General features: G+C 48.1%; 22 protein-coding genes and 1 pseudogene. 16 read left to right on the top strand and 7 right to left on the bottom strand.

Annotation, left to right across the window (positions count from 1 at the left end; translation table 11 throughout):
* Positions 1-103: 103 nt before the first annotated feature.
* On the bottom strand, positions 104-1,420 hold the full coding sequence (dnaA, locus tag V3O24_RS07305; protein WP_104423791.1) for a chromosomal replication initiator protein DnaA: 1,317 nt from the start codon (positions 1,418-1,420) through the stop codon (positions 104-106).
* A gap of 169 nt (positions 1,421-1,589) precedes the next feature.
* On the opposite strand from dnaA, the gene rpmH reads away from it, so the two are divergent.
* From rpmH to V3O24_RS07270, 7 genes are all read left to right on the top strand, one after another.
* On the top strand, positions 1,590-1,724 hold the full coding sequence (rpmH, locus tag V3O24_RS07300) for a 50S ribosomal protein L34 (protein ID WP_081466895.1): 135 nt from the start codon (positions 1,590-1,592) through the stop codon (positions 1,722-1,724).
* A 10-nt stretch (positions 1,725-1,734) separates the two neighbouring features.
* Positions 1,735-2,103, top strand: coding sequence for a ribonuclease P protein component (rnpA, locus tag V3O24_RS07295; RefSeq protein ID WP_104423917.1), 369 nt, complete (start codon positions 1,735-1,737; stop codon positions 2,101-2,103).
* Positions 2,085-2,318 carry a membrane protein insertion efficiency factor YidD gene (gene yidD / locus V3O24_RS07290; RefSeq protein WP_081466894.1) on the top strand — a complete coding sequence of 78 codons (234 nt, stop codon included), beginning with the start codon at positions 2,085-2,087 and terminating at the stop codon, positions 2,316-2,318. The genes rnpA and yidD overlap by 19 nt, the downstream gene beginning before the upstream one ends.
* Complete coding sequence (gene yidC / locus V3O24_RS07285; RefSeq protein WP_331306743.1) at positions 2,311-4,026, top strand: membrane protein insertase YidC; 1,716 nt, start codon at positions 2,311-2,313, stop codon at positions 4,024-4,026. The genes yidD and yidC overlap by 8 nt, the downstream gene beginning before the upstream one ends.
* Positions 4,027-4,037: 11 nt before the next feature.
* A complete protein-coding gene (mnmE, locus tag V3O24_RS07280; protein WP_331306742.1) occupies positions 4,038-5,435 on the top strand; it encodes a tRNA uridine-5-carboxymethylaminomethyl(34) synthesis GTPase MnmE in 1,398 nt (465 codons plus the stop codon).
* Between the two features lie 531 nt (positions 5,436-5,966).
* Positions 5,967-8,660: an EAL domain-containing protein gene (locus tag V3O24_RS07275; protein ID WP_331306741.1), complete on the top strand. Its 2,694-nt coding sequence runs from the start codon at positions 5,967-5,969 to the stop codon at positions 8,658-8,660.
* A gap of 21 nt (positions 8,661-8,681) precedes the next feature.
* A complete protein-coding gene (locus tag V3O24_RS07270) occupies positions 8,682-9,131 on the top strand; it encodes a bacteriohemerythrin (protein ID WP_104423795.1) in 450 nt (149 codons plus the stop codon).
* A gap of 151 nt (positions 9,132-9,282) precedes the next feature.
* Here the strand turns inward: V3O24_RS07270 and V3O24_RS07265 are convergent, their stop codons facing one another.
* The 5 genes from V3O24_RS07265 to V3O24_RS07245 form a co-directional block, all read right to left on the bottom strand.
* A complete protein-coding gene (locus V3O24_RS07265) occupies positions 9,283-9,669 on the bottom strand; it encodes a hypothetical protein (protein ID WP_331306740.1) in 387 nt (128 codons plus the stop codon).
* A 223-nt stretch (positions 9,670-9,892) separates the two neighbouring features.
* Positions 9,893-10,288, bottom strand: a complete 396-nt coding sequence (locus tag V3O24_RS07260; RefSeq protein ID WP_331306739.1) for a hypothetical protein — start codon at positions 10,286-10,288, stop codon at positions 9,893-9,895.
* Between the two features lie 230 nt (positions 10,289-10,518).
* Entirely contained in the window at positions 10,519-10,710 is a 192-nt protein-coding gene (locus tag V3O24_RS07255) for a CPXCG motif-containing cysteine-rich protein (protein WP_104423798.1), read from the bottom strand.
* Positions 10,711-10,712: 2 nt separating this feature from the next.
* A complete protein-coding gene (locus V3O24_RS07250; RefSeq protein ID WP_331306738.1) occupies positions 10,713-11,543 on the bottom strand; it encodes an SDR family oxidoreductase in 831 nt (276 codons plus the stop codon).
* An 8-nt stretch (positions 11,544-11,551) separates the two neighbouring features.
* A complete protein-coding gene (locus V3O24_RS07245; protein ID WP_331306737.1) occupies positions 11,552-12,127 on the bottom strand; it encodes a DUF4124 domain-containing protein in 576 nt (191 codons plus the stop codon).
* A gap of 444 nt (positions 12,128-12,571) precedes the next feature.
* Between V3O24_RS07245 and V3O24_RS07240 the strand changes: the two genes are divergently transcribed.
* The 8 genes and pseudogenes from V3O24_RS07240 (at position 12,572) to V3O24_RS07205 (ending at position 21,134) form a co-directional block, all read left to right on the top strand.
* On the top strand, positions 12,572-13,564 hold the full coding sequence (locus tag V3O24_RS07240; protein WP_331306736.1) for a MoxR family ATPase: 993 nt from the start codon (positions 12,572-12,574) through the stop codon (positions 13,562-13,564).
* Entirely contained in the window at positions 13,564-14,544 is a 981-nt protein-coding gene (locus tag V3O24_RS07235; RefSeq protein ID WP_331306735.1) for a DUF58 domain-containing protein, read from the top strand. Before V3O24_RS07240 ends, V3O24_RS07235 begins: the two co-directional genes overlap by 1 nt.
* Positions 14,545-15,021: a DUF4381 domain-containing protein gene (locus tag V3O24_RS07230; RefSeq protein ID WP_331306734.1), complete on the top strand. Its 477-nt coding sequence runs from the start codon at positions 14,545-14,547 to the stop codon at positions 15,019-15,021.
* Entirely contained in the window at positions 15,018-15,998 is a 981-nt protein-coding gene (locus V3O24_RS07225; protein ID WP_104423804.1) for a VWA domain-containing protein, read from the top strand. Before V3O24_RS07230 ends, V3O24_RS07225 begins: the two co-directional genes overlap by 4 nt.
* Positions 15,995-17,779, top strand: coding sequence for a VWA domain-containing protein (locus V3O24_RS07220; protein WP_331306733.1), 1,785 nt, complete (start codon positions 15,995-15,997; stop codon positions 17,777-17,779). Before V3O24_RS07225 ends, V3O24_RS07220 begins: the two co-directional genes overlap by 4 nt.
* A gap of 97 nt (positions 17,780-17,876) precedes the next feature.
* Positions 17,877-19,559 (top strand): BatD family protein, encoded by a 1,683-nt coding sequence (locus V3O24_RS07215; protein WP_331306732.1) that lies wholly within the window; start codon positions 17,877-17,879, stop codon positions 19,557-19,559.
* A 103-nt stretch (positions 19,560-19,662) separates the two neighbouring features.
* Positions 19,663-20,196 (top strand): annotated as a pseudogene (locus tag V3O24_RS07210) (transposase).
* 263 nt (positions 20,197-20,459) lie between these two features.
* Entirely contained in the window at positions 20,460-21,134 is a 675-nt protein-coding gene (locus tag V3O24_RS07205; RefSeq protein WP_331306731.1) for a hypothetical protein, read from the top strand.
* 98 nt (positions 21,135-21,232) lie between these two features.
* On the opposite strand, the gene nudE is transcribed toward V3O24_RS07205, so the two are convergent.
* Complete coding sequence (gene nudE / locus V3O24_RS07200; protein ID WP_331306730.1) at positions 21,233-21,781, bottom strand: ADP compounds hydrolase NudE; 549 nt, start codon at positions 21,779-21,781, stop codon at positions 21,233-21,235.
* A 45-nt stretch (positions 21,782-21,826) separates the two neighbouring features.
* Here nudE and yrfG point away from each other — a divergent pair, with 45 nt between their 5' ends.
* Complete coding sequence (gene yrfG / locus V3O24_RS07195) at positions 21,827-22,483, top strand: GMP/IMP nucleotidase (protein ID WP_104423919.1); 657 nt, start codon at positions 21,827-21,829, stop codon at positions 22,481-22,483.
* Positions 22,484-22,487 lie beyond the last annotated feature (4 nt).

Here is a 22,487-nt window from a genome sequence, read left to right as displayed (position 1 = left end):
GTTGTTATAAACAATGTGGTTAAAGGTGCATTTTAAAGTGTATCGCTTGTTGCTAAATAAGGGCCGTCAGAAAAAATACATTTTATCCACAGGTTGCTCCCTGTTAATGCGACAGGGTTCTCAACAGGTTGGAATAATCTTCGGCAATCTTGTTATCGGCTTCTTTTAATTCGGTAATCCGTTTGCAGGCATTCATTACCGTGGTGTGATCGCGGCCACCGAATGCGTCGCCAATTTCAGGAAAACTGTGTGATGTCAGTTCTCTAGCCAGCGACATAGCCATTTGCCTTGGCCTGGTAATGGATTGCTTTCTGTTTTTAGAAGATAAATCGGCAACACGAATTTTAAAATATTCGGCAACCGTTTTCTGGATATTGTCGATATTAACCAATTTATCCTGCAAAGAAATCAGATCATGCAGCGCTTCCTTGGTAAATTCGATGGTAATTTCACGGCCGGTAAACTGGGCGTTGGCAATGACCCGCCGTAAAGCGCCTTCCAGGTCCCGGACATTGGAAGGAATCCGTTTAGCGATAAAGAAGGCCACATCTTGAGCCAGTTCAATATTAACCAAAGCGGCTTTCTTCATTAAAATAGCGGCCCTGGTTTCCATGTCGGGCGGTTCGATCAAAACAGGAAGACCCCAGCCGAACCGGGACTTCAACCGGTCTTCAAGGCCTATGATTTCCTTAGGGTATTTATCGCAGGTTAAAATTACCTGATGCTTCTTCTCCAATAGCGTGTTGAAGGTGTGGAAAAATTCTTCCTGAGAGCGTTCTTTGCCGGCAAAAAACTGAATATCGTCGATTAACAGCACATCAACGCCGCGATAGAATTCCTTAAAGGCATTGATCGCATTTTGCTGCAATGCTTTAACCATATCTTGGACGAACTTTTCGGAGTGAAGATAGACGACATTCGCGGAAGGATTTTTCTTTAAAACGGCGTTGCCTATCGCGTGCATCATATGGGTTTTGCCCAAACCCGAACTGCCGTAAATAAGTAATGGGTTATAAGCCTTGCCGATGTTCTCGGAAACCTGCATTGACGCAGCCCTTGCCAACTGATTGGATTTACCCTCAACAAAGTTATCGAACGTAAACGCCTTATTGAGATAGTTTGGGCTGGCTTTTTGAGTTCCGGCAGGTTTCGCTATTTTTGTTGCGGCGGCAACGGACGATGTTTTGGAGCCGATTTCCAGGCTCAAATTTAATGTACCGTTGGAAAATTCGTGAATGGTTTCTTCAATTTTTGCAAAATGATGCTCTTTAACCCAGTCCAACACAAACCGGTTCGGAGCTAATAATTTTATTTGTCCATCGGTTTCAACCGCCTGAAGGGGCCGTATCCATGTACTGAAGTCAGAACCTGAAATTTCGTTTTCAAGTTTAGAAAGACAGCTATTCCAAATTGAGCTCATTATTAAATAGTAAAAAGTTGATTAATGTAATAAAGTTTGCTGCTTTGTTATCACTATACAGCAATAAAACATTGCGCTACAGAATTGACAGGCCTAATGGTTTATTTTATCATCCGCTGTCTTTTTTATCTGTTTTTGTTAACACTCATCCGATCAGGCCTTAAGTAAAATGAAAAGAACATACCAACCAAGTAAAATCAAACGCGTAAGAACCCACGGTTTTCGTGCAAGAATGGCGACAGTAGGCGGCCGTAAAGTTCTCAATGCTCGCAGAGCGAAAGGTCGCGCCCAGTTAACCGTTTAGTTGACGGTTGGTGGCTGAAGAAGTTTTTAGTTTCCCCCCGCAGTTACGGTTAAAGAAACCGGCTGAATATAAAAAAGTTTTTGCTAAGCCTGTAAAATCAAGCGACCAATATTTTACCCTGTTAGCCATAAAGAATGATTTCGGTCATCCGAGGCTGGGCTTGGCAATTGCTAAAAAAAATATAAGAAAGGCAGTGCAAAGGAATGTGATTAAACGAACTGTCCGGGAAAACTTTAGAATAAAACAACATGATTTGGGGAATATTGATATTGTTGTTTTGGCTCGTAGAGAAGCCGTAGATGCTCCACCGGATTTGTTAAGAAAATCATTGGAAAGGCATTGGCTTAAGTTGGTATCCCGATGCGATTCATACTCATAGCAATTATAAAGTTTTATAAATACTTTATTAGTCCTCTGCTAGGCGATAGATGTCGTTTCTATCCAAGTTGTTCAAGTTATTCTCTGGAAGCGCTTCAGCTCCACGGGGCCATTATCGGCTCTTATCTCTCCCTCAAAAGATTATTAAAATGCCACCCGTTCCATGAAGGTGGCATTGATCCCGTTCCAGAAAAATTTGGTAATAAGAATGGATAACATAAGATTTGTACTGATCGTTACTTTTGCAATGCTTGTTTTTATGCTGCAACAAGCCTGGCAACTGGATTATGGCCCTAAACCCGAAGTTGCCGCTATTGCCGATACCGTAGCAGCCAATGCCAAAGAAGACTTACCTTCCGCCGCCGGCGTATCGGCCGAAGCAGAACCTACAGAGCAAAGTACCGCAGCCGTACCATTGGCGACAGTCTCATCCGCTAACGTCATTACCGTTAAAACCGACGTACTTGCACTTCAAATCGACCTGAAAGGAGGCACAATCCAAAATCTGGATTTGCTGACTTATCCGGTAGAAAAATCCAATACCGTTGTAGATAAATTAAGGACTTTAGTCGGTTTATCCGTTGCCGAAAAAGATACCTCTCCGGTACGCTTATTTGACAGCAGCCAGGAAAAATTATTTGTCGCACAAAGCGGTTTGATTGCCGACAGCGGTTTTTCGGCTGCGCCGAGCCATCACACCGTATTTAAAAACGAACAGACTAATTACGATCTGCAACCGGGACAAGACAGTTTAACCGTACCCTTAACCTGGACGGATAATAACGGCCTGACCATTACCAAATCATTTACCTTCAAACGCGGAAGCTACGAGATAACGCTGGAACAAAAAGTCAAAAACGATTCAGGCAAGTCTTGGTCCGGCAGACAATACAGTCAATTGCTTAGAGCGCCGGATACGACTAGCAATTCTGGCGGGATGCTGACTGGCGGTATGAGAGCTTATGCCGGCGGCGTTATTTATACCGAAAAAGAAAAATATCAAAAAATCAGTTATGACGACATGACGGATGAGAATCTTGACGTAGCCACCAAAGGCGGCTGGACGGCGATGATTCAGCATTATTTTGCTTCTGCGTGGATTCCACCTGCCGATCAGGAGAATCACTTTTATACCAAAGCGCTGAATGACGGCCATTACGTCATTGGAACCTATTCTGCACCGGTTACCGTTAATGCAAATTCCGATGCGCAGTTTGTCGCCAAATTATTCGCCGGTCCAAAAATCCAGCCGATGATGGAAAAGACAGCGCCGGGACTTGAGCTTACCGTCGATTACAGTTTTTTAACCTTTATCGGCAAACCCATTTATTGGTTGTTGAACCAGATCCACGATGCGGTTGGTAACTGGGGCGTAGCCATTATCGGCGTAACGCTGTGTATCAAATTGCTGTTCTTCCCATTGTCGCAATCCAGCTACAAATCAATGGCCAAGATGCGCAAGATCCAGCCGCGCCTTAAAGAGCTGCAAGAGCGTTTTGCCGATGACAGACCGCGTTTCAATACCGAAATGATGGCGCTGTATAAAAAAGAAAAGGTCAATCCATTGGGCGGCTGCTTGCCGATCTTGGTGCAGATCCCGGTATTCATGTGTTTGTACTGGGTATTGAGCGAAACCGTCGAGTTCCGTCAAGCGCCTTTCATGTTATGGATACAGGACTTGTCGATCCAAGACCCGTTTTATGTCTTGCCGGTTATCATGGGCATCACCATGAAAATTCAGCAAGGCTTAAACCCTGCGCCAATCGATCCGATTCAGGCTAAAGTCATGAAGATGTTTCCGATCGTCTTTACCATCTTCTTCCTGTTTTTCCCTGCCGGTCTGGTTTTATACTGGGTAGTCAACAACACCCTGTCTATCATTCAACAGTCGGTCATTACCAAGCAGATAGCCAAAACCGCATAATTTAGGCTCAAGTGGACATTGCTTACCTAGATACCATTGCAGCCATTGCGACACCGTCAGGGAACGGCGGTGTCGGTATCATCCGTATTTCGGGGGCGTTGGTTCCCGAAATCGCCAAACAACTAATTCGCCGCGCCTGTTCCCAACAGGCCAGCGACATACACTCCATCCCTGGAGATAATAACCCCTTAACTCCCCGACTGGCCCAGTATTCATCTTTTACCGATGACGACGGCTCGGTCATCGATTCCGGCATCAGCCTCTATTTCCCCGCCCCCGCCTCGTACACCGGCGAAGACATCCTCGAACTTCAGGGCCACGGCGGCTCGGTCGTATTGGACATGCTGTTGCGGCGGGTATTATCGCTGGGCGCACGCCTGGCCAATCCAGGCGAATTTACCGAACGTGCATTCCTTAACAACAAACTCGACTTGGCCCAGGCCGAAGCCGTCGCCGACCTGATTGAAAGCAGCACCGAACAATCGGTACGCTCTGCGCAAAAATCGATGCAGGGCGTTTTCTCAATACAAGTCAACGAACTGGTCGAAGAACTGACGGAACTCAGGACTTACGTCGAAGCGGCTATCGATTTTGTCGATGAAGAAATCGATTTCCTGACCGACGGCGTAGTCGAAAACCGGATAGTCAACATACTGCATCGCATCGGACAAATCCAACAAACGGCGCAACAAGGCCGCCTGCTGCGCGACGGCATGACTGTCGTATTGGCCGGCAAACCCAACGCCGGAAAATCAAGCCTCTTAAATGCGCTGGCCGGACACGAAGCCGCGATAGTCACCGACATAGCCGGAACCACGCGCGACGTGTTAAAAGAGCGCATCCAGCTGGACGGCATGCCCTTGCATATCATCGACACCGCGGGCCTGCGCGAAAGCGATAATGCGATAGAACAGGAAGGCATCCGCAGGGCGCACCAGGAAATCAAAAACGCCGATAAAATCTTGTTGCTGATTGATGCACGGGAACCGGAAGTAGACTCGCTGTTAAAAACCCTGCCGCCCGGCGGCAACATTACCCGAATCTACAATAAAATAGATTTGCTGGGACTGGAGCCGGAAATCAAACAAACCGAACTCGGCGCCGAAATCTATTTGTCGATTAAAACCGGCGACGGCATGGAACTGTTAAAACAGCACCTCAAACAGAGCGTCGGTTTTAACGAGGCTACCGACAACGTGTTCATTGCCCGAAGACGGCACATCGAAGCCTTAAACAAAGGCCACGAGTTTGTTGACAGCGCCTTAAACCAGTTAAGAGGCAGCCAGGCCGGAGAGCTGGTCGCCGAAGATTTAAGACAGGCGCAAATGAGTCTTGCGGAAATTACCGGAAAATTCACCTCGGACGATTTGCTGGGGAAAATATTTTCCAGTTTTTGCATTGGCAAGTGATAGTTTGGCTTGAACTCTAAAGCCTGACGACAGCACACACATAAAGACATCGCTATTACGCTACGAATACGCCTTGCTGCGTTTTGTCGCATAACATACGCATATTCTAACTACCCTGCTATTGCCACAGGACAAATAATGACCATCACCCTTGCCGAACTACTCAGAGATTCAGCATACAATTAATTTTGCACAAATCCAAGCTCTGGAAACCAGTATAGTCGTTAAAAAACGCGAGGTAAAACCATGCCTTACGTTACTTGCTGAGTGCGCAATAAAGAAATCAAACTCACGCCAGAAGAAGCCGTGCGTCAGCTGTATTTAATGGTTCTAATTCAAAACCTTAATAACGGGTGGATCAATTCCACCCTTTTAAAACAGGCAAGCATAAACGCCGTTAGACAAATTGTATTGTTATGTTATGCTGACGCAGTATCAGTAAATGATTACAAGTTGTTAGCTGCCTGAAGGATGTAATGAGCCGGTTTCCACTCCAAAAAATAAATTTACTTTTGATGGGTAAGAATTGACGTGATATCCATTAAAAACCCACAGTCCGTCAGGCATCTGATCTTGGCGTTAATCAGCTCTATTTTTGTCGGCGAAACACTGGTCATGTTGTTTATTGAACTGTTGCCGCCTCTTTCGCAAAGGCACGAAGTGCTGCTCGATGCGGCGCTGCTTTCGGTTTTGACCTTTCCCGCCGTCTATTTTCTGGCGTTTCGTCCACTTAAAATTCAATTAATCAAACAGGAACAAGCGGAAACAGCTCAGCAGGAAATACTGGATCGGCTCCGGAAAATCGCTGCTCAGGTACCCGGCATTGTTTACCAGTTTCAATTGCGCCCGGACGGCAGTTGTGGCATGCCGTATGCCAATGAAAGTCTGCTGAAGATTTACCGGGTCAAGCCGGAGGATGTTCGTGAAGACGCATCCTATATATTTACTGTTGTACATCCTGACGATTCAGAGAATCATCTGGCCTCTATGAAAGCCTCTGCAGAAAACTTAACACCTTGGGTTCAGGAGTACCGGTTGAAATTCGGCGATGAGCCGGACTGTTGGCTGCTCGGGAATGCGCTACCGCAAAGGCTTGCCGACGGCTCGACGCTCTGGCATGGTTTTATTACCGATATTACCGAGCGGAAACAGGCAGAAAATGCACTCCAAATCGCCGCTATCGCCTTCGAGTCCCAGGAAGGCATGGTCATCACCGACATCGACAATGTCATTATCAAAGTCAATCAGGCTTTTGTCAGGCTCACCGGTTATTCAAGCGAGGAATTGATTAATCGTAAGATGAATATTTTAAAATCCGGTCGCCATGATGCGAAATTTTACGCCGACATGTGGGACAGCATTAGGCGTACCGGTACATGGCAGGGCGAAATCTGGAACCGGTTTAAAAATGGGGAGCTGCATCCTGAATTCGTCACTATTACTGCGGTGAAAAACAATAACGGCGAGGTTATTAATTACGTTGCGACCTATACCGATATTACCGAGCGCAAGGTTATAGAGGAGAAACTCAATAATCTCGCTTTCTACGACCCGCTTACTCATTTACCTAACCGGGTTTTATTGGCTGATAGGATGAATCAGACTTTAGCTCGCCGTCATCGGGAAATTGTCGCCGTCTGTATGCTTGATCTGGATGGTTTCAAACAAGTCAACGATACGCTCGGCCATGCATCGGGCGACCAGCTGTTATGCGACGTGGCCCAGCGTTTACAAGAGTGCATACGGCGCGAAGACACCGCCGCCCGCTTCGGCGGCGATGAGTTTGCTCTGCTGTTGGGCGGCTTTACAGCAGTCGGGGAATGCGAACAGACGCTGGAGCGAATCATCGCTTCCATAGCGGCTCCGTACCGGATATTCGGGCAGACGGCGCATGTTTCGGCCAGTATCGGCGTCACCCTGTTCCCGGAAGACAGCGGCGACCCGGATTTATTGCTGCGCCATGCGGATCAAGCCATGTACGAGGTCAAGCAATCGAATAAAAACGGCTATAAGTTGTTTAACTCGGTATACGCAAAGCGTATGCAAACGACTCAGGCGTTTTTCAAGAAAATCGGCGAAGCATTGGATAAAGGGCAGTTTGAACTGTATTATCAACCCAAGGTTGATTGCCGCCAAGGCAAGGTGGTCGGAGCCGAGGCGATGGTGCGCTGGAATCACCCGATTCTCGGTATATTGTCGCCGTCCGAATTTATCCCCGTGATCGAAAACAGCGGACTGATTATCGCCTTGGGCGAATGGACCATACAGGAAGCCTTGCGGCAACTGAATGAATGGGCCGGGGCAGGGTTTAATATTCATATCAGCGTCAATATCTCTTCCCGCCAACTGCACAACCAGGAATTCTTGCAGCGTTTGCAAGAATTGTTTGCCCGATATGATGTTGAAATTATCCGGCGCCTGGAAATAGAAATTGTCGAAACGGCGGCATTGGAAGATATGCGTGTCAGCAGCGAAGCTATCCGAAAATGCCGCGATATGGGAGTGAGCGTTACGCTGGACGATTTCGGCACCGGGTTTTCATCGTTGACGCACTTGAAGCATCTTGCCGCCGATGCGTTGAAAATCGACATGAGCTTTGTTTCCGGCATGCTTATAAATCCGGGAGACAGGGCGATTGTAGAAGGTGTCATCGGTTTGGCTGCTTCCTTCCGGCTGCAAGTCATTGCCCAGGGCGTTGAGTTCATCGATCAGATATTGATGTTAATGGCGCTGGGATGCGACGTTATGCAAGGCTACGGAATCGCCCGGCCGATGCCCGGAAAAAAAATGGCGATATGGCTGGAGAAATTTAAGCCGGATCCGCTATGGAGTTTATCCTCCACCCATTTAACTTCGCGGGGTTATTTCGAGTTGTTGAAGGCGGAAGCCAATCACCGCTACTGGATTGACCGGATTATCGCCAATCTTGACGAACCGAATGACCAGACTACGCCGGAATCCCTGCTCGATCACCGGCAATGCCGTTTTGGCCAATGGTATTACGACGAAGGCCGGCGCCGTTTTTGTAATATAAGCGAGTTTGATACGCTCGACGAAATACATCAAAGCATCCACCAAGCCGCCGCTCGCCTGTACGAACATCACAAGGCCGGTATGACGGTTAAAGCAGACGCCGATAAGGCCCAATTGCTGGCGCTACAGCAGAATATGAACAGTCTCCTGCACCGCTTGCGGGTTATACTCGCCGACCGATTACTCACATAGCAATACTCATAGAGAACACATATGGCCGATTATGATCTTATCGTATGGAACGACGGGCTTGTCACCGGAATTGATAAAATTGACGAGCAACATCAAATCCTTATTAATCTTTTTAATGAGGCCAATACCAAGCTGACTGCAAATAATAATGCCGATTTTTTGGAGCAAATCACTCGTGATTTGCTCAGCTACGCCCTGTATCATTTTGAAACCGAAGAGGAATTAATGCAGAAATACGGCTACAGCGAGGAAAAAACCGGGGATATTGAGAGGCACATCCTGCAGCACCGCAGTTTTTCGGCTAAGGTGGTCGCCGTACATAATGATATTAAAGCCGGGATTCTGATTTCGCGCGAAGATTTACTTGCTTTCCTCAACAGCTGGTTAATCAATCATATCCTGAACACCGACAAGCAGCTGGCTGCGTTTTTGTTGGCATCGGAAAAATATCGTTCTGAAAACCCAACCTAATAACCGGATCGACGTGGGATTTTAAAATAGCTTTTTGAATTCCGGCATAGCCATACAATTGGGCTATCCGGGGGGGGTTACAGGGAAAGCGGAAAGGGTCTTAACACCATATCAGGAAACCGGATGGCATCCTGATATGGCCAGGTGAAGATTAGATTAAGCTTTTCAAAGCTTCAAACTTTTTGGCTGCATCTTTTAATGCTTCTTCGGCTTCTTTTACCTTGGCTTCTTGAGCAAGTTTTCTGGCTGATTTCAGAACGTTATTGGCTTTTGAACGAGCTATATCAACTTTATCGTTAGCATTGATTTCTTTACTTGCATCAGATGCTTCTTTGATCAGATCGGCCAGTGCATCGCCTTCTGTGCCGTTAGCTATAGCGTCAAGGGCTACCTTAATTTTTCCGGTTACCAAATCAATTGCATCAGCAGGAGCATATGTGATTCTGCCTTTATCTGTTTCAGCCAATACTGAAGTTGAAACAGCGCCCATAGAAGCTGCAATTAATAAAGACAGTAAGATTTTTTTTAAAATTTTCATATTGCACTCGACCTCAAGTCATTGTTATTTTTTGATTAAATTGGCTGTGTAACTATTAATGACAATAGCCCTACACCGGGAAAGATTTTAACACAGTTCGAAACTTCTCAACCAGCTGTGGAGTGGTGAAAAGAGTGATTTTTAGCGAGTTTTATTTTGGAATTTAAAAAATCAGATTCAATCGCGGCGCTAAAATGATTGAATCTGACTTAACGGCAGTTTGTTACTTATGTCCTGCGTCGTAAGTTACTTTCATTTCTTTGAATTGAGCTAAAGAAGCTTTTAATGTTTCTTCCGCTTCTTTGGTATTGCCCGCTTCAAAAGCTTCACGAGCCACTCTCAATTTATCGTTAGCTCTTTGACGAAGACGTTCGGTCAGTTCATAACGGAATTCTTTTTGCAGCTGGCGAGCTTCGGCAATGGCGGTCAGAGTGTCTTCTTTGCTGCCGTTTTTTTCGATTAAGCTGATTGCTTCTTCGATTTTAGCGATCGTACCTTCAGCCGCTTCTCTAACTACCGCATTCGGATCTTTCTTTTCAGCAGCAAAAGCAGTCGATGAAATTGCAGCCACAGACATCGCCATAGCAAGAGAAATTACGATTTTTTTAAATATTTTCATTGATTATATAACCTGAATATTGTTGATATTTTGTGTCAGCATAACGATTAAAATGAGAGTTTATGCAAGAAAGCAAGAATTCAACATAATGAAAGGCTAATGCCGCAAGGCATTCTAGCATAGAAAAATTAATTGTTCCTTTTTAAAAGCAATAAAAACCCTTTTTAAATAAAGGGTTATCAAGGCTTACAAAAGCATCTGTTCTGCCATTCAGGTGAAAATAGGCGGAATTATTCATCATCCCTTTTGATCTCTATCAACATTTCTCCCGCCTGATCTTCAGATACGATAAATAAAATCGGCGCGCAGCAAACCGAACAGTCCTCGTAATATTGCTGCGGCCCGGAACTCGTATCTACCAACACATCTACGGATTCGCCGCAATAAGGGCAGGAGATCGTAATTTCATCAAGATCGTGCATTGTTAAACCCTTCTCACTAAGGCGTCCAACCAGGACATCGGCAGAATGCGTTTAAGAAAAGCAAACAAATAGGTCGGAAAAGTGACGTAATAACGCATCTTCGGCCGTTTGGCTTCCAGCGCATGGATAACTTTTTCGGTCACGGCGGAAGCCGGTAAGGTAAAAGGAGCTGCCGGGCCTTCCTTTTGCAAACGCGCTTCCATCGCTTTATAGGTTTCTTTATGGTAGCTGTGCGCCGGGTTTATATTTTTCTTGTACAGGGCAAAAGCGTTTTTCCTGAAGTCGCTCATAATCGGCCCCGGTTCAATCAGCGAAATATGGATGCCGGCGCCGTAAAGCTCCAGGCGCAAGGTATCGGCCAAGCCTTCCAGCGCAAACTTGCTGGCGTTATAAGCGCCCCGGTAAGTCATCGCGACCAGTCCCAATACCGAACTGTTGTAGATAATCCGGCCATACCCCTGTTCGCGCATCAACGGTATCACCAGGTTGGTCAGTTCATGAGTGCCGAACAGATTGGTTTCGAATTGAAACCTGAGCACATCGCGGCTTAAGTCTTCAACGGCCCCCGGTTGGCCGAAAGCGCCGTTGTTAAACAGGGCATCGATTTTTCCGCCGCTTAGTTCAATTGCCAAGCCGACCGCATGTTGAATGCTGTTGCTGTCGGCCAAGTCCAGCTGTATTGCGGTAAAACCTTCCTGTTGCAGCCGGGCCACATCTTCCGGTTTTCTGGCCGTAGCAATAACCTTATGTCCGCGTTTTTTTAATTCAACCGCAGTGGTGTGGCCGATGCCGGTAGAGCAGCCGGTGATTAATATTGTTTTCGATGAGTTCATTTAGGCGCTTACTGGGTTAATTCCTGCTCGGTAAAATGAAAGTTTTTTCCGCTGCTGCAATCGACTGAAAAAACCAATGCTTTTTTGCTGCTTGTTCCATGCAATTCGGATCCTTCAACACGATTGCACAGCCCTGAAGCCAACGCTTTTTCCGCCGCTTGTCTTCTTAAGCGTTCAATATCGGGAAGCCTGGCCTGGTAATTTTTGACCGGCTCGGGTAATTCGTCGAAATCATAAGGCGGAATAGAGAAAGCCGAAAATTTCTCGGGATTATTTTTAATGAGAAAGCGGTTTTTTGCGCTTTCGCTCATCGCATCCTGTTTAAGCTGGTTCTGTTTTTTCAGCAATTGTTCTTGCTCCAGTTTTTCATCCTGCTGCTTTTGTTCTAAAACCTGTTTTTCCTGATCCGGCTCGTCGAGAGAATTAGCACTGCCTGTTTTGACATTAATTTCTACAGTCTTATGTTGCTGATCGCAGGATTTTGCTTGGTAATTTGTCTTGCCGGCAGCATCCGTGCATTTGTAAATCCCTGCAAAAGCACAGACGGAAAACAGGCTTCCTAAAATAAACAATGTAAATCGCATGTTTTTCCTCGGTTGTTCTATCGATCGAAAGAGTATAAAAGATAAAGGCTATCGGGTAGATTTTTTGTGCAAGGTAATAACAATAAATTAAAAAATTTAACATCAACTACTATTATTAGCTAAGTGAAATCTTGTTGATAAGTCTTTTTCTACATTTAAAATCAACATGTTATTAATGACGGTAAAATGCTGTTAAGGTTATCTGCATCCTGTGTGCAGATTGTGGATAACTACGCCGTTAATGTTATTCACAGGTTCATCCACAACTTATTAAGAATTTCTTAACAGAGTTGCTCTATGTTGCCCCAAGCCGGAACTGTATAAAATAAGCGCTTTTTCATTGAAAAATGATATTCAGGCAATATATCAAACCCGCTTGGTCCTTAATGTGTAAGGCTTTCGTACCGTGGATTTAAAAATAAACAACATCATGTCAGAACAACTATGTTAGAAAACAACGGCAATACAAACACCGTCCAACCGGCATTGATACGGTTGAAAAACTATATTAACCAGGAGATCATCGGCCAGGATGTGCTGGTTGAACGGATGCTGATCGGATTGTTGGCTGACGGCCATATCCTGGTTGAAGGCGCTCCGGGACTTGCGAAGACCAGGGCCATCAACGTGTTAAGCAAAGGTATACAAGGCGATTTTCACCGGGTGCAGTTCACCCCCGATTTATTGCCGGCCGATTTAACCGGCACTGAAATTTACCGCCCGCAGCAAGGCACTTTTGAATTCCAGAAAGGGCCTTTGTTTCATAACCTGATCCTGGCCGATGAAATCAACCGGTCGCCGGCTAAAGTGCAGGCGGCGTTATTGGAAGCCATGGCCGAGCGCCAAATAACCGTAGGCCAGGCGACTTATCCCCTGCCGAAATTGTTTATGGTGATGGCGACGCAAAATCCTATCGAGCAGGAAGGCACTTATCCCCTGCCGGAAGCGCAGCTGGATCGTTTTTTGCTGCATATAAAAATCGATTATCCGAAAGCGGAACACGAAAAAAATATTTTGCATTTGGCCAGAACGGAAGCGCGTTCGGGTTCGGTAAAAAACAGCGACCAGTTCGAGCCGATCGGGCAACAGACCTTGTTTGACGCACGCAATGAAGTGCTGGACCTGCATATGGCGGAAAGCCTTGAAAGCTATTTGCTGCAAATTATTCTGGCGACCCGCAATCCCGAAGCTTACGGGCAGGATTTGGCAATGTGGCTGCAATATGGCGCAAGCCCAAGAGCCAGCATCGCGCTGGATCGCTGTTCCAGGGCCAAAGCCTGGCTGGCGCAACGCGACTTCGTGACCCCGGAAGATATTCAGGACATGGCCTTTGACGTGTTGAGGCATCGCTTGATCCTGTCTTACGAAGCCGAGGCGGAGGGTGTCACTACCGATCATTTCATTAAAGAACTGATTTCCAGAGTCGCCGTACCTTGATGATTTTTGCTAAACAAGCTGACCCGGCCAACGAATTGATTTCAGTGTCGTTAAAAACACTGGTCGATTTGGCGAGACCTGCGGCAGGCATAAAACTGAAACATTCGGCCATACGTTCCGGGCAAAGCGGCGGTTACGTGTCCCGGTTCAAGGGTCGCGGTATGGAGTTTGAAGAGGCCCGGGTTTATCAGCCCGGCGACGACATACGCAGCATTGATTGGCGGGTTACCGCGCGTACCGGCGAACCCCATACCAAAATGTTTCGCGAAGAACGGGAAAGGCCGGTGTTTATTTCCGTCGATGACCGCCCGGCGATGCACTTTGCCACGCGCGGCGTGTTTAAATCGGTGCTGGCCGCCAAACTTGCCGGTTTGCTGGCCTGGGCCGCCCAGCATCACGGCGACAGAATTGGCGGACAAATATTTACCGGCAATGTATGCCGTGAATTAAAGCCGCAAAACGGCAAACATGCGGTATTGCGGTTTTTAAATGCAATCAGTAGCGGAGCGGGCTTTAATCGCCCGGACCAGGCGCAAGCGGAGATTGCCGCTTCCGCCATTACCTTGGAACAGGTGCTGGCAAGGCTTATCCAGCATGCGCGTCCCGGCAGTCTGGTTTATATCATCAGCGATTTTCGCGGCATCAACGATCAGGCCGAAACCCATCTGGCAAAGCTGTCGCGGCATTGCGAGGTGGTGTTGATTTTTGTGTACGATCCGCTGGAGAGCCATTTGCCGGAAAAAGGCCGTTATCGTTTTATCGCCATGGATGGCGTGTATGCCGCAAGCCTGCCAGGAACAGGCGCGGCGACCGGCGACGAGCGGGATGTGGTTGTCGATACCGGCGATAGGCAGCGGTTATTGAACTATCAGCAACATTTTACCCGGCGGTTGCATCAGCTGGAGCAGACAGCAAAAAAATTGGGCCTGGCGTTTATTCAATGCAGCACCACAGACGATCCGATACAACGTTTAAGATAAATGAACCCAACTCTCCTTGATTTGAAAGACATCCACGAACCCGAAGCCATAGGCTGGTGGCCTCCTGCTATCGGCTGGTGGATTTTGGCGGTGTCGATTCCGTTGCTGGTTATTTGCCTGATCTGGCTTTATAAAAGATTTACCCGCAAAACCGCGCTTAAAACCGCCGGCAAAATATTGTTGGAGATCAAACAGGATTCAGCCCGTGATAACTTGCAGAAATTATGCGACCTTTCCGTGCTGGTCAGGCGGGTAGCGATCAGCATGTCGCCACGGGCAAAGGCCGCCGGATTAACCGGGCGGCAATGGCTGGCGTTTCTCGACAGTTCGGTCAAAAGCACGCCGTTCAGCGAAGGCATCGGCCAATTGCTGGCCGATGCGCCCTATCGAAAAACGCCGCCCACGGAACTGGAAATTTCCCAATTAACCGACTTATGCGAAAGCTGGCTTAAATCCCAGGCTAAATTAAAATCATGATTCACTTTGAATGGCCCTGGCTGTTGGCCGCTTTACCTTTGCCTTTGCTGATCCGCTGGCTGGTTTCAGCCGATATGCCTGCGGAACAGGCGGCGTTGAAAGTCCCGTTTTTGGATGATTTTTCCGATGTCGAAACCATGGCGGTTTCCCAAACCCGGCGCTGGCCGTTATGGCTGGCGGCTGTTGCCTGGTTGCTGTTGGTTGTCGCCTGCGCCAGGCCGCAATGGCTGGGCGAGCCGATTGAGCAGGCGGTCAGCGGCCGGGATTTAATGCTGGCGGTGGATTTGTCCGGCAGCATGGAAGAACAGGATTTTGTTATCAACAAACGGTCTGTAGACCGGCTGGCGGCGGCTAAAATGGTTGCCGGCGATTTTATCAACCGGCGCGTCGGAGACAGGGTGGGTTTGATCCTGTTCGGCACCCAGGCCTATTTGCAAACCCCGTTAACCTTCGACCGGAAAACGGTGATGACCTTATTGAATGAGGCGGTTCTCGGCCTTGCCGGTGAAAATACCGCGATAGGCGACGCCATCGGCCTGGCGGTCAAGCGGCTTAAAAATGAGCAAGCCAACAGCCGGGTGTTGGTGTTGATGACCGACGGCGCCAATACCGCCGGTGAAGTTTCGCCGTTAAAGGCCGCGGAATTGGCTGCTGCCGGCCATTTAAAAATTTACACGATCGGCATCGGCGCGGATGAAATGATCGTGCGCAGTTTTTTCGGCAGCCGCAAAATAAACCCGTCCGTCGATTTGGATGAAAAAACCCTGATCAAAATCGCCGAGAGCACCGGCGGTCAATATTACCGGGCCAGAAATACCGATGAGTTGAATAATATCTACATGCGGCTGGACGAACTGGAACCGGTTGAAAAAGACAAACAATATTTCAGGCCGCGCAGCGAACTGTATTACTGGCCGTTGTCGCTGGCATTGGCTCTGGCCGCAGTTATCGCTTTGTCCAAGGTGCGCTTGTCATGAACATAGCCGACTTTCATTTTATCAGGCCGTACTGGTTGCTGGCGTTGATACCGCAGCTTCTGATACTGGCTTTAATGCTCAGGAACAAGCTGAGTCAAGGCAACTGGTCGACGGTATGCGATGAAGCGCTGTTGCCGTACCTGTTGCAGGAAAAAGCGGTCAACCGAAGCCGCTGGCCGCTAACGGCCGGAGCCGTCGCCGCCCTGCTGACGATTATTGCGCTGGCCGGGCCAAGCTGGGAACGGCTGCCTTCGCCGGTGTTCAGGAACGATTCGGCCCTGGTGATTGCGCTGGATTTGTCCCGGTCGATGGACGCCGGCGATATTAAGCCCAGCCGCTTGGTTATGGCCCGCTACAAAATCGCCGATATTCTAAAGCAGCGCAAAGACGGCCAGACCGCATTGCTGGTTTATGCCGGCGACGCGTTCACCGTAACGCCGCTGACCGACGACAACGAGACCATAGACAGCCAGCTGTCGGCATTAAACACCGATATTATGCCCAGCCAGGGCAGCAATACAGTCTTGGCGCTGGAAAAAGCCGTCGAACTGTTCAGTCAGGCAGGCCTGCAAAAAGGCCAAATCCTGTTGGTCACCGACGGCGTCGAGGCCGACAAAACCTTGACCACAGTAAAATCACTGGACAAGTATTCGCTGTCGATACTGGGCGTAGGAACGGATGACGGCGCACCGATAGCGCTGCCGGAGGGCGGGTTTCTGAAAGACGGGCGGGGCGATATTGTGGTGCCCAAATTAAACTCCGGCGAGCTTAAAAAAATGGCGCAGGCGGGCAATGGCGTTTATCAAACCATAACGGCAAATGACGCGGATATTAAAACCCTGTTGGCAACCCTGGATAAACCGGTAAAGCAGCAGGACAAGGCAAACGAAAACTTGTTATTGGATCAATGGGCGGACAAAGGTCCTTGGCTGTTATTGCCGGTTTTACCTTTGGCTGCGCTGACGTTCAGGAAGGGATTGCTGTGTTTCGCTTTATTGCTGATCCTGCCGCTGCCTAAAAACAGTTACGCCGTTGACTGGAAGGATTTATGGCGGACCAAGGACCAACAGGCGCAACAGGCTTATCATGAAAAAGATTATGCCAAGGCGGCGGAACAGTTTGAAAACCCGGATTGGAAAGCGGCGGCGCATTACAAGGCGGGTCAGTATGACAAGGCGTTGGAGAACCTGAAAAGCAGCAAGTCCGAAAGCAGCGCCTATAACCAGGGCAATGCGCTGGCGAAAGCCGGTCAGTTGGAACAGGCGATAAAAGCCTACGACAAAGCCTTGGCTGTCAATCCTGACGACGCCGATGCCAAACACAACAAAGAGGTTGTAGAAAAGGAGCTGGAAAAACAAAAGCAGGAGCAAAAACAGCAGAATCGGCAAAAAGACGACAAGCAACAGTCCAAAGGCGATTCCGAGCAAAACAAGGATGGCGAACAATTGGAAAAATCCGATGATCAGAAGCCCGAGCAAAAACCGGAACAGAAGCAATCGGACAAGCAACAATCGGAAGAAAATCAGCAGCAAGATAAAGCCGAGCAGAAAAAACCGGAAGACGAAAAACCCCAGCAAGCCGAGCAGCGCAAAGACGAAGCCGAGGAGCAGGCCGAACAGCAAGAGCGTGTCGAGGCCCAGTCCTCGAAAGAACAACAGCAAGCTAATGAGCAATGGCTGAAAAGAATCCCCGACGATCCGGCCGGTTTGTTAAAACGTAAATTCAAATATCAATACGGACAGCGCGGCCGCCAATCAAGCGGCGATGCGGGCGGCTGGTAGGCCCGGTTTTTACTGATTTTTTAAAACGCTTAATTTCAGACCGCTTCGTATTTTATGAGATTCGCGTAATACCCGTTGATTAATCCAAATGACGAACATGAACGCTATAAAAAAATTATTCCTTCTTTTGTTACTGCTGAATTTTGTGCCTGACGTTATTGCCGCGCAAATTGATGTGTCGTTTGACCGCAATCCGGTTAGCCTGAATGAAGCTTTCCAGATCATTTTTACCGCCGATGACACGCCGGATAACGACCCGGATTTTGGTCCGCTGGAACAGGATTTCGAGATACTCGGACAAAGCCAGAGCAGCAATTCGTCCTGGATTAACGGACAGTCCAGCAAGACCATACAGTGGACGCTTAACGTGATGGCCAAACATCCCGGCAGCCTGATTGTTCCGCCGGTGAAGTTTGGCGATGACGTCAGCAGGTCGGCGAATATCCTGGTTACTCAGGCGACGGCCAATAAAGCCGTCGATACCAACGATGATTTGTTTCTGGAGGTTGAGGCAAGTCCCCAAAGCCCTTATGTGCAATCTCAAGTTCTGTACACTGCACGGTTGTACAGAAGGGTCGAAATCGCCCAAGCCGGCCTGAATGAACCGGAATTGGGCGATGCGGTGATTGAAAAACTCGGCGATGACACTAATTACAATACCCAGATCGATGGGGTGAACTATCTGGTTACCGAGCGGAAATATGCGATTTTCCCGCAAAAAAGCGGTTCTGTGACGATCAAGCCTCTGGTATTGACCGCGGAGGTCGTGGCGAATAGCCGACCGAATTTTAACGGTTTTTTTAATTCCCAAACGACCAGGACCAAAAAGATATTATCCAGAGCGGTTACGCTGGACGTGAAGCCCGCTCCTGCTGCATTTACCGGGCGGCATTGGCTTTCAGCGGAACAACTGGTTTTAAAGGAGGAGTGGTCAGGCGACAACCAGCAAATGAGAGTCGGCGAACCGTTGACCAGAACCCTGACACTGCTGGCAAAAGGTGCAACGGTTGGTCAGCTGCCGGAGATAAATGCCGGCAAAATTGATGACCGGCTGAAAACCTATCCTGATCAGCCGGTATTGCAGGAACAGAAAAAACCGGAAGGCCTGATCGCGTTCAGGGAAGAAAAAATAGCCATCATCCCGTCAAAAGCGGGTTATTACAAATTGCCAGCGATAGAAATCCCCTGGTTTAACAGCCAAAGCCAAAAGATGGAAGTCGCCAAAATTCCTGAAGCCACCATCACGGTGATGGAAGCGGCAGGAACCCAGCCGACTCCGGTTGTGCCGGCGGCTCCGGCGGTGCAACAACCGCAACAAGCCGAGGAGGCCGCGCCGGTTACGAACCCGCCGCAACAGCAAAATGTCTGGTTATGGGTTTCGGTGTTCCTGGCGGCAGGCTGGTTGGCGACATTGGTTTATTTTTTGGCTAAGCGCCCTGCTAAAAAGCCGGTTGTGGAAAAAAACGAGCCGGAAATACGTTTGGCCGATAGCGTAAAAAAATTGAAAAAAGCCTGCATGGATAATAATGCCGCAGCCGCCAAGGACGCTTTGCTGGCATGGGGACGGCAAAAGTCGGGCGCCGCAAGCCTGGGCGCTATCGCCGAGTTGAGCGACGCAAGGTTAAGGGATGAAATCCTGCATTTGAATCAGGCGTTGTATGGCAAGGCTACGGAGCAGTGGCAAGGCAAAAAGCTGTTTCAGGCGTTTGTTGAAAATAAAGCCAGGGAAAAAATAGCGGCTACGAAAGATGACAAACTGGAGCCGCTTTATCGGTTGTGATTGGTGTAACTCTGAACTTTCGCTGGTTCCCAAGCTCCAGCTTGGGAACCCAGTTCTGGAAGCTCTAGCTTCCCGGCTACTCTCACCACACAGGAGCGCAATCATGCCCAGAAGCCGTTACCGCGTCCAATCCGACCCATGTCCACACTTCCTGACCGCAACAGTAAACTACTGGCTACCGTTGTTTACCCGCCCGGAAACAGTGGACATTATTCTGGATTCTTAGCGTTTTTTACAGCGCGATACAAATTTTCAAATCTACGGTTATGTCATTCTTGAAAACCATCTGCATCTTATTGCCGCTTCGGATAATTTGAGCCATGACATGCAGCGCTTTAAATCTTACACCGCGAAGCAAATAATCGCGCATCTGGAACAATGTCGCTCGACTAAGCTGTTGGAGCTGTTGGCGTTTTTTAAACGCGCCCATAAGCAGGAAACCACTTATCAGGTTTGGGAGGAAGGCAATCATCCGCAAATTATCGAATCCGAGGCGGTTATGCGGCAGAAGCTGGATTACATTCATTATAATCCGGTCAAGCGCGGCTATGTGGATCAGCCGGAGCATTGGCGCTATTCCAGTGCGCGTAATTATGCCGGTCAGGAGGGGTTGATTGAGGTGATTCGGGCGTGGTGAGTTGCTCGGGAAGCTGGAGCTTCCGACACTGAGTTCCCAAGCTGGAGCTTGGGAACCAGCGCAAAAATAAACAATATGAAAAATTACTATCTATGGTACAAAAGGACAGTACCACTTACTCCTGTCCTTTCGATTGTTGCGAATCGTTTTTGGCAACAGCAAAGCAGAAGCGGGTTTTCACGCGCAAATTGCATGTTATGCAGATAATCACCAATTAGAGGTTCTTACTTATGCAATGCCGACTTTGCCTGAAGGATCGTAAGTTGAGCGATTCACACATAATCCCAGAGTTCTTATATAAAGACCTCTACAACAAAAATCACAGAATGATGGAGATTAATGGACTCAAAAAGAAGGGATGGAAACCCCTTCAAAAAGGAGTTCGTGATAAATTGCTGTGCGCAGATTGCGAGAGTCTACTAAACCAAGAATACGAGATACCATTTCAAAAGCAGTGGCTCATGCCAGAAAGCATTGCACAAAACACCACACATACAGCCGTCTACGACTACCCAACATTCAAGCTTTTTCATTTGAGCATTCTTTTCCGTGCTTCTGTAAGCTCTCTTCCTGCCTTTCAAGAAGTAAATCTTGGAATGGTACATGAAGAGCGCATTCGCAAGATGATCCTTTCCAAAGATCCTGGCCTGAATTGGGAATACCCAATTCAGGCCCTTGCAGTGATAAATGGATATGGCAAAGTGGAAAAACGCGTAATTACATCCCCTATTTCTCGCCGGTTCCAGAATCATATTGCCTATGGGCAAATATACGGCGGGGCAATGTGGTGGATTATGGTCTCTTCCCATCGCAATGATCGATTTTGTAAAGAAGGTCTACAACTGTCAGGACAAATAACGATGCCGGCAATACCATGGAATGAAATTGGGGTGATACAAGATGCAAGCAAAATGGTCAAACGTGCACCGCTAAAATAACGCGGTGAGGCGCAATCTGTAGGGCGTCAATAGCGTAGCGTATTGCGCCGCATGGCAAGATTATTATTCGACGCAAGGGCAACCACAAGGGATTGCCTCTACAGCGCTTTAAAATATTCCAAAGCCATAAATAGCGCGGCAATCGAACGGGCTTCGGTGCATTCGCCGGTAGCTAACAATGCATTGATATTGCGTAATTTCCACGGAACAACTTCCAATTCTTCCGGTTCGTCGCCGTCCAGTTTTTCGGCATATAAATCCTGGGCGAGGACAATTTCGGTCATGTGTTCCAGATAGGACGGCGCGATTGAGAAAGAGCTTAAGTGATGCAGGCTTCTGGCGCCAAAGCCGACTTCTTCTTTAAGTTCGCGGTTTGCGGCATCCATAAAGGATTCCCCGGCATCGGTCTTGCCTTTGGGCAGGCCCAGCTCATAGCGATGCACACCGGCGGAATATTCCCTGATCAACAACACCGTCTCGGCGTCCAGCATCGGCACAATCAGTACGGCGCTGCCGGGATTGCCGCGGGCCAGCCGTTCGTAGTTGCGCAGTTCGCCATTGGTAAATTCAATATCCAGCGACTCGATACGGAATAACCGGCTGGTGGCGATGGTGGTTTTGTTAAGGATGGTCGGTTTTTCAGCCATTGTGTTATTTTATTAAGTATTTTTTTGCAAATATAACGCACTATGATGATTGATTGGAAGAAAGTTGACACTGTTTTGCTGGATATGGATGGCACGCTGCTGGATTTGAATTTCGATAACCATTTCTGGAAGGAGTTTGTGCCGCTTAAATTTGCCGAAAAACAGGGCTTGTCGATAGAAGCCGCAAAGCAGCAGTTGCAGCCGCGCTTTAAAAGCATGGAGGGCAAATTGGAATGGTATTGTCTGGATTACTGGAGCGATGTTCTAGAGCTGGACATTGCCGGACTGAAAGCGGAAATTTCCGGGTTGATTGCGGTATTGCCGCATGTCACGGAGTTTTTAGAAAAAGCCCATCAGTCGCCCAAAAAAGTGTATTTGGTGACCAATGCGCATCGCGGCAGCTTGGGCCTTAAGATGGAAAAAACCTGTTTGCAGGCATTTTTCGACGGCATCATCAGTTCCCATGATTTGGGCTATCCGAAGGAACAAGCCGAGTTTTGGCGCTTGCTGCAACAGCGGGTACCGTTTGAAAAACAAAGCGCATTGCTGATCGATGACAGCCTGGCGGTGCTCAATTCCGCCAGGCAGTTCGGTATCGCCCATTTAATTTCGGTGAGCAGGCCCGATACCAAACAGCCTAAAAAAGAAATAACCGATTATCCTGCTATTGAGGACTTTCGGGAATTGATGGCCGGGCTGTAGGGTT

This window comes from Methylobacter sp. Wu8 (assembly GCF_036440755.1).
GTDB lineage: Bacteria > Pseudomonadota > Gammaproteobacteria > Methylococcales > Methylomonadaceae > Methylobacter_A > Methylobacter_A tundripaludum_A.
The sequence above is the reverse complement of the archived record's forward strand: the minus strand, read 5'-3'. Positions and strand labels throughout refer to the sequence as shown.

Excerpts from the sequence above, each read along its gene's own strand:
- V3O24_RS07220 (WP_331306733.1), top strand. The coding sequence starts at position 15,995 with ATGAACATAGCCGACTTTCATTTTATCAGGCCGTACTGGTTGCTGGCG.
- V3O24_RS07260 (WP_331306739.1), bottom strand. The coding sequence starts at position 10,288 with ATGAAAATATTTAAAAAAATCGTAATTTCTCTTGCTATGGCGATGTCT.
- dnaA (WP_104423791.1), bottom strand. The coding sequence starts at position 1,420 with ATGAGCTCAATTTGGAATAGCTGTCTTTCTAAACTTGAAAACGAAATT.
- yidC (WP_331306743.1), top strand. The coding sequence starts at position 2,311 with ATGGATAACATAAGATTTGTACTGATCGTTACTTTTGCAATGCTTGTT.
- V3O24_RS07235 (WP_331306735.1), top strand. The coding sequence starts at position 13,564 with ATGATTTTTGCTAAACAAGCTGACCCGGCCAACGAATTGATTTCAGTG.
- V3O24_RS07230 (WP_331306734.1), top strand. The coding sequence starts at position 14,545 with ATGAACCCAACTCTCCTTGATTTGAAAGACATCCACGAACCCGAAGCC.
- nudE (WP_331306730.1), bottom strand. The coding sequence starts at position 21,781 with ATGGCTGAAAAACCGACCATCCTTAACAAAACCACCATCGCCACCAGC.
- V3O24_RS07245 (WP_331306737.1), bottom strand. The coding sequence starts at position 12,127 with ATGCGATTTACATTGTTTATTTTAGGAAGCCTGTTTTCCGTCTGTGCT.
- V3O24_RS07270 (WP_104423795.1), top strand. The coding sequence starts at position 8,682 with ATGGCCGATTATGATCTTATCGTATGGAACGACGGGCTTGTCACCGGA.
- V3O24_RS07225 (WP_104423804.1), top strand. The coding sequence starts at position 15,018 with ATGATTCACTTTGAATGGCCCTGGCTGTTGGCCGCTTTACCTTTGCCT.
- yrfG (WP_104423919.1), top strand. The coding sequence starts at position 21,827 with ATGATTGATTGGAAGAAAGTTGACACTGTTTTGCTGGATATGGATGGC.
- V3O24_RS07250 (WP_331306738.1), bottom strand. The coding sequence starts at position 11,543 with ATGAACTCATCGAAAACAATATTAATCACCGGCTGCTCTACCGGCATC.
- V3O24_RS07255 (WP_104423798.1), bottom strand. The coding sequence starts at position 10,710 with ATGCACGATCTTGATGAAATTACGATCTCCTGCCCTTATTGCGGCGAA.
- V3O24_RS07240 (WP_331306736.1), top strand. The coding sequence starts at position 12,572 with ATGTTAGAAAACAACGGCAATACAAACACCGTCCAACCGGCATTGATA.
- yidD (WP_081466894.1), top strand. The coding sequence starts at position 2,085 with ATGCGATTCATACTCATAGCAATTATAAAGTTTTATAAATACTTTATT.
- V3O24_RS07215 (WP_331306732.1), top strand. The coding sequence starts at position 17,877 with ATGAACGCTATAAAAAAATTATTCCTTCTTTTGTTACTGCTGAATTTT.
- rpmH (WP_081466895.1), top strand. The coding sequence starts at position 1,590 with ATGAAAAGAACATACCAACCAAGTAAAATCAAACGCGTAAGAACCCAC.
- V3O24_RS07265 (WP_331306740.1), bottom strand. The coding sequence starts at position 9,669 with ATGAAAATTTTAAAAAAAATCTTACTGTCTTTATTAATTGCAGCTTCT.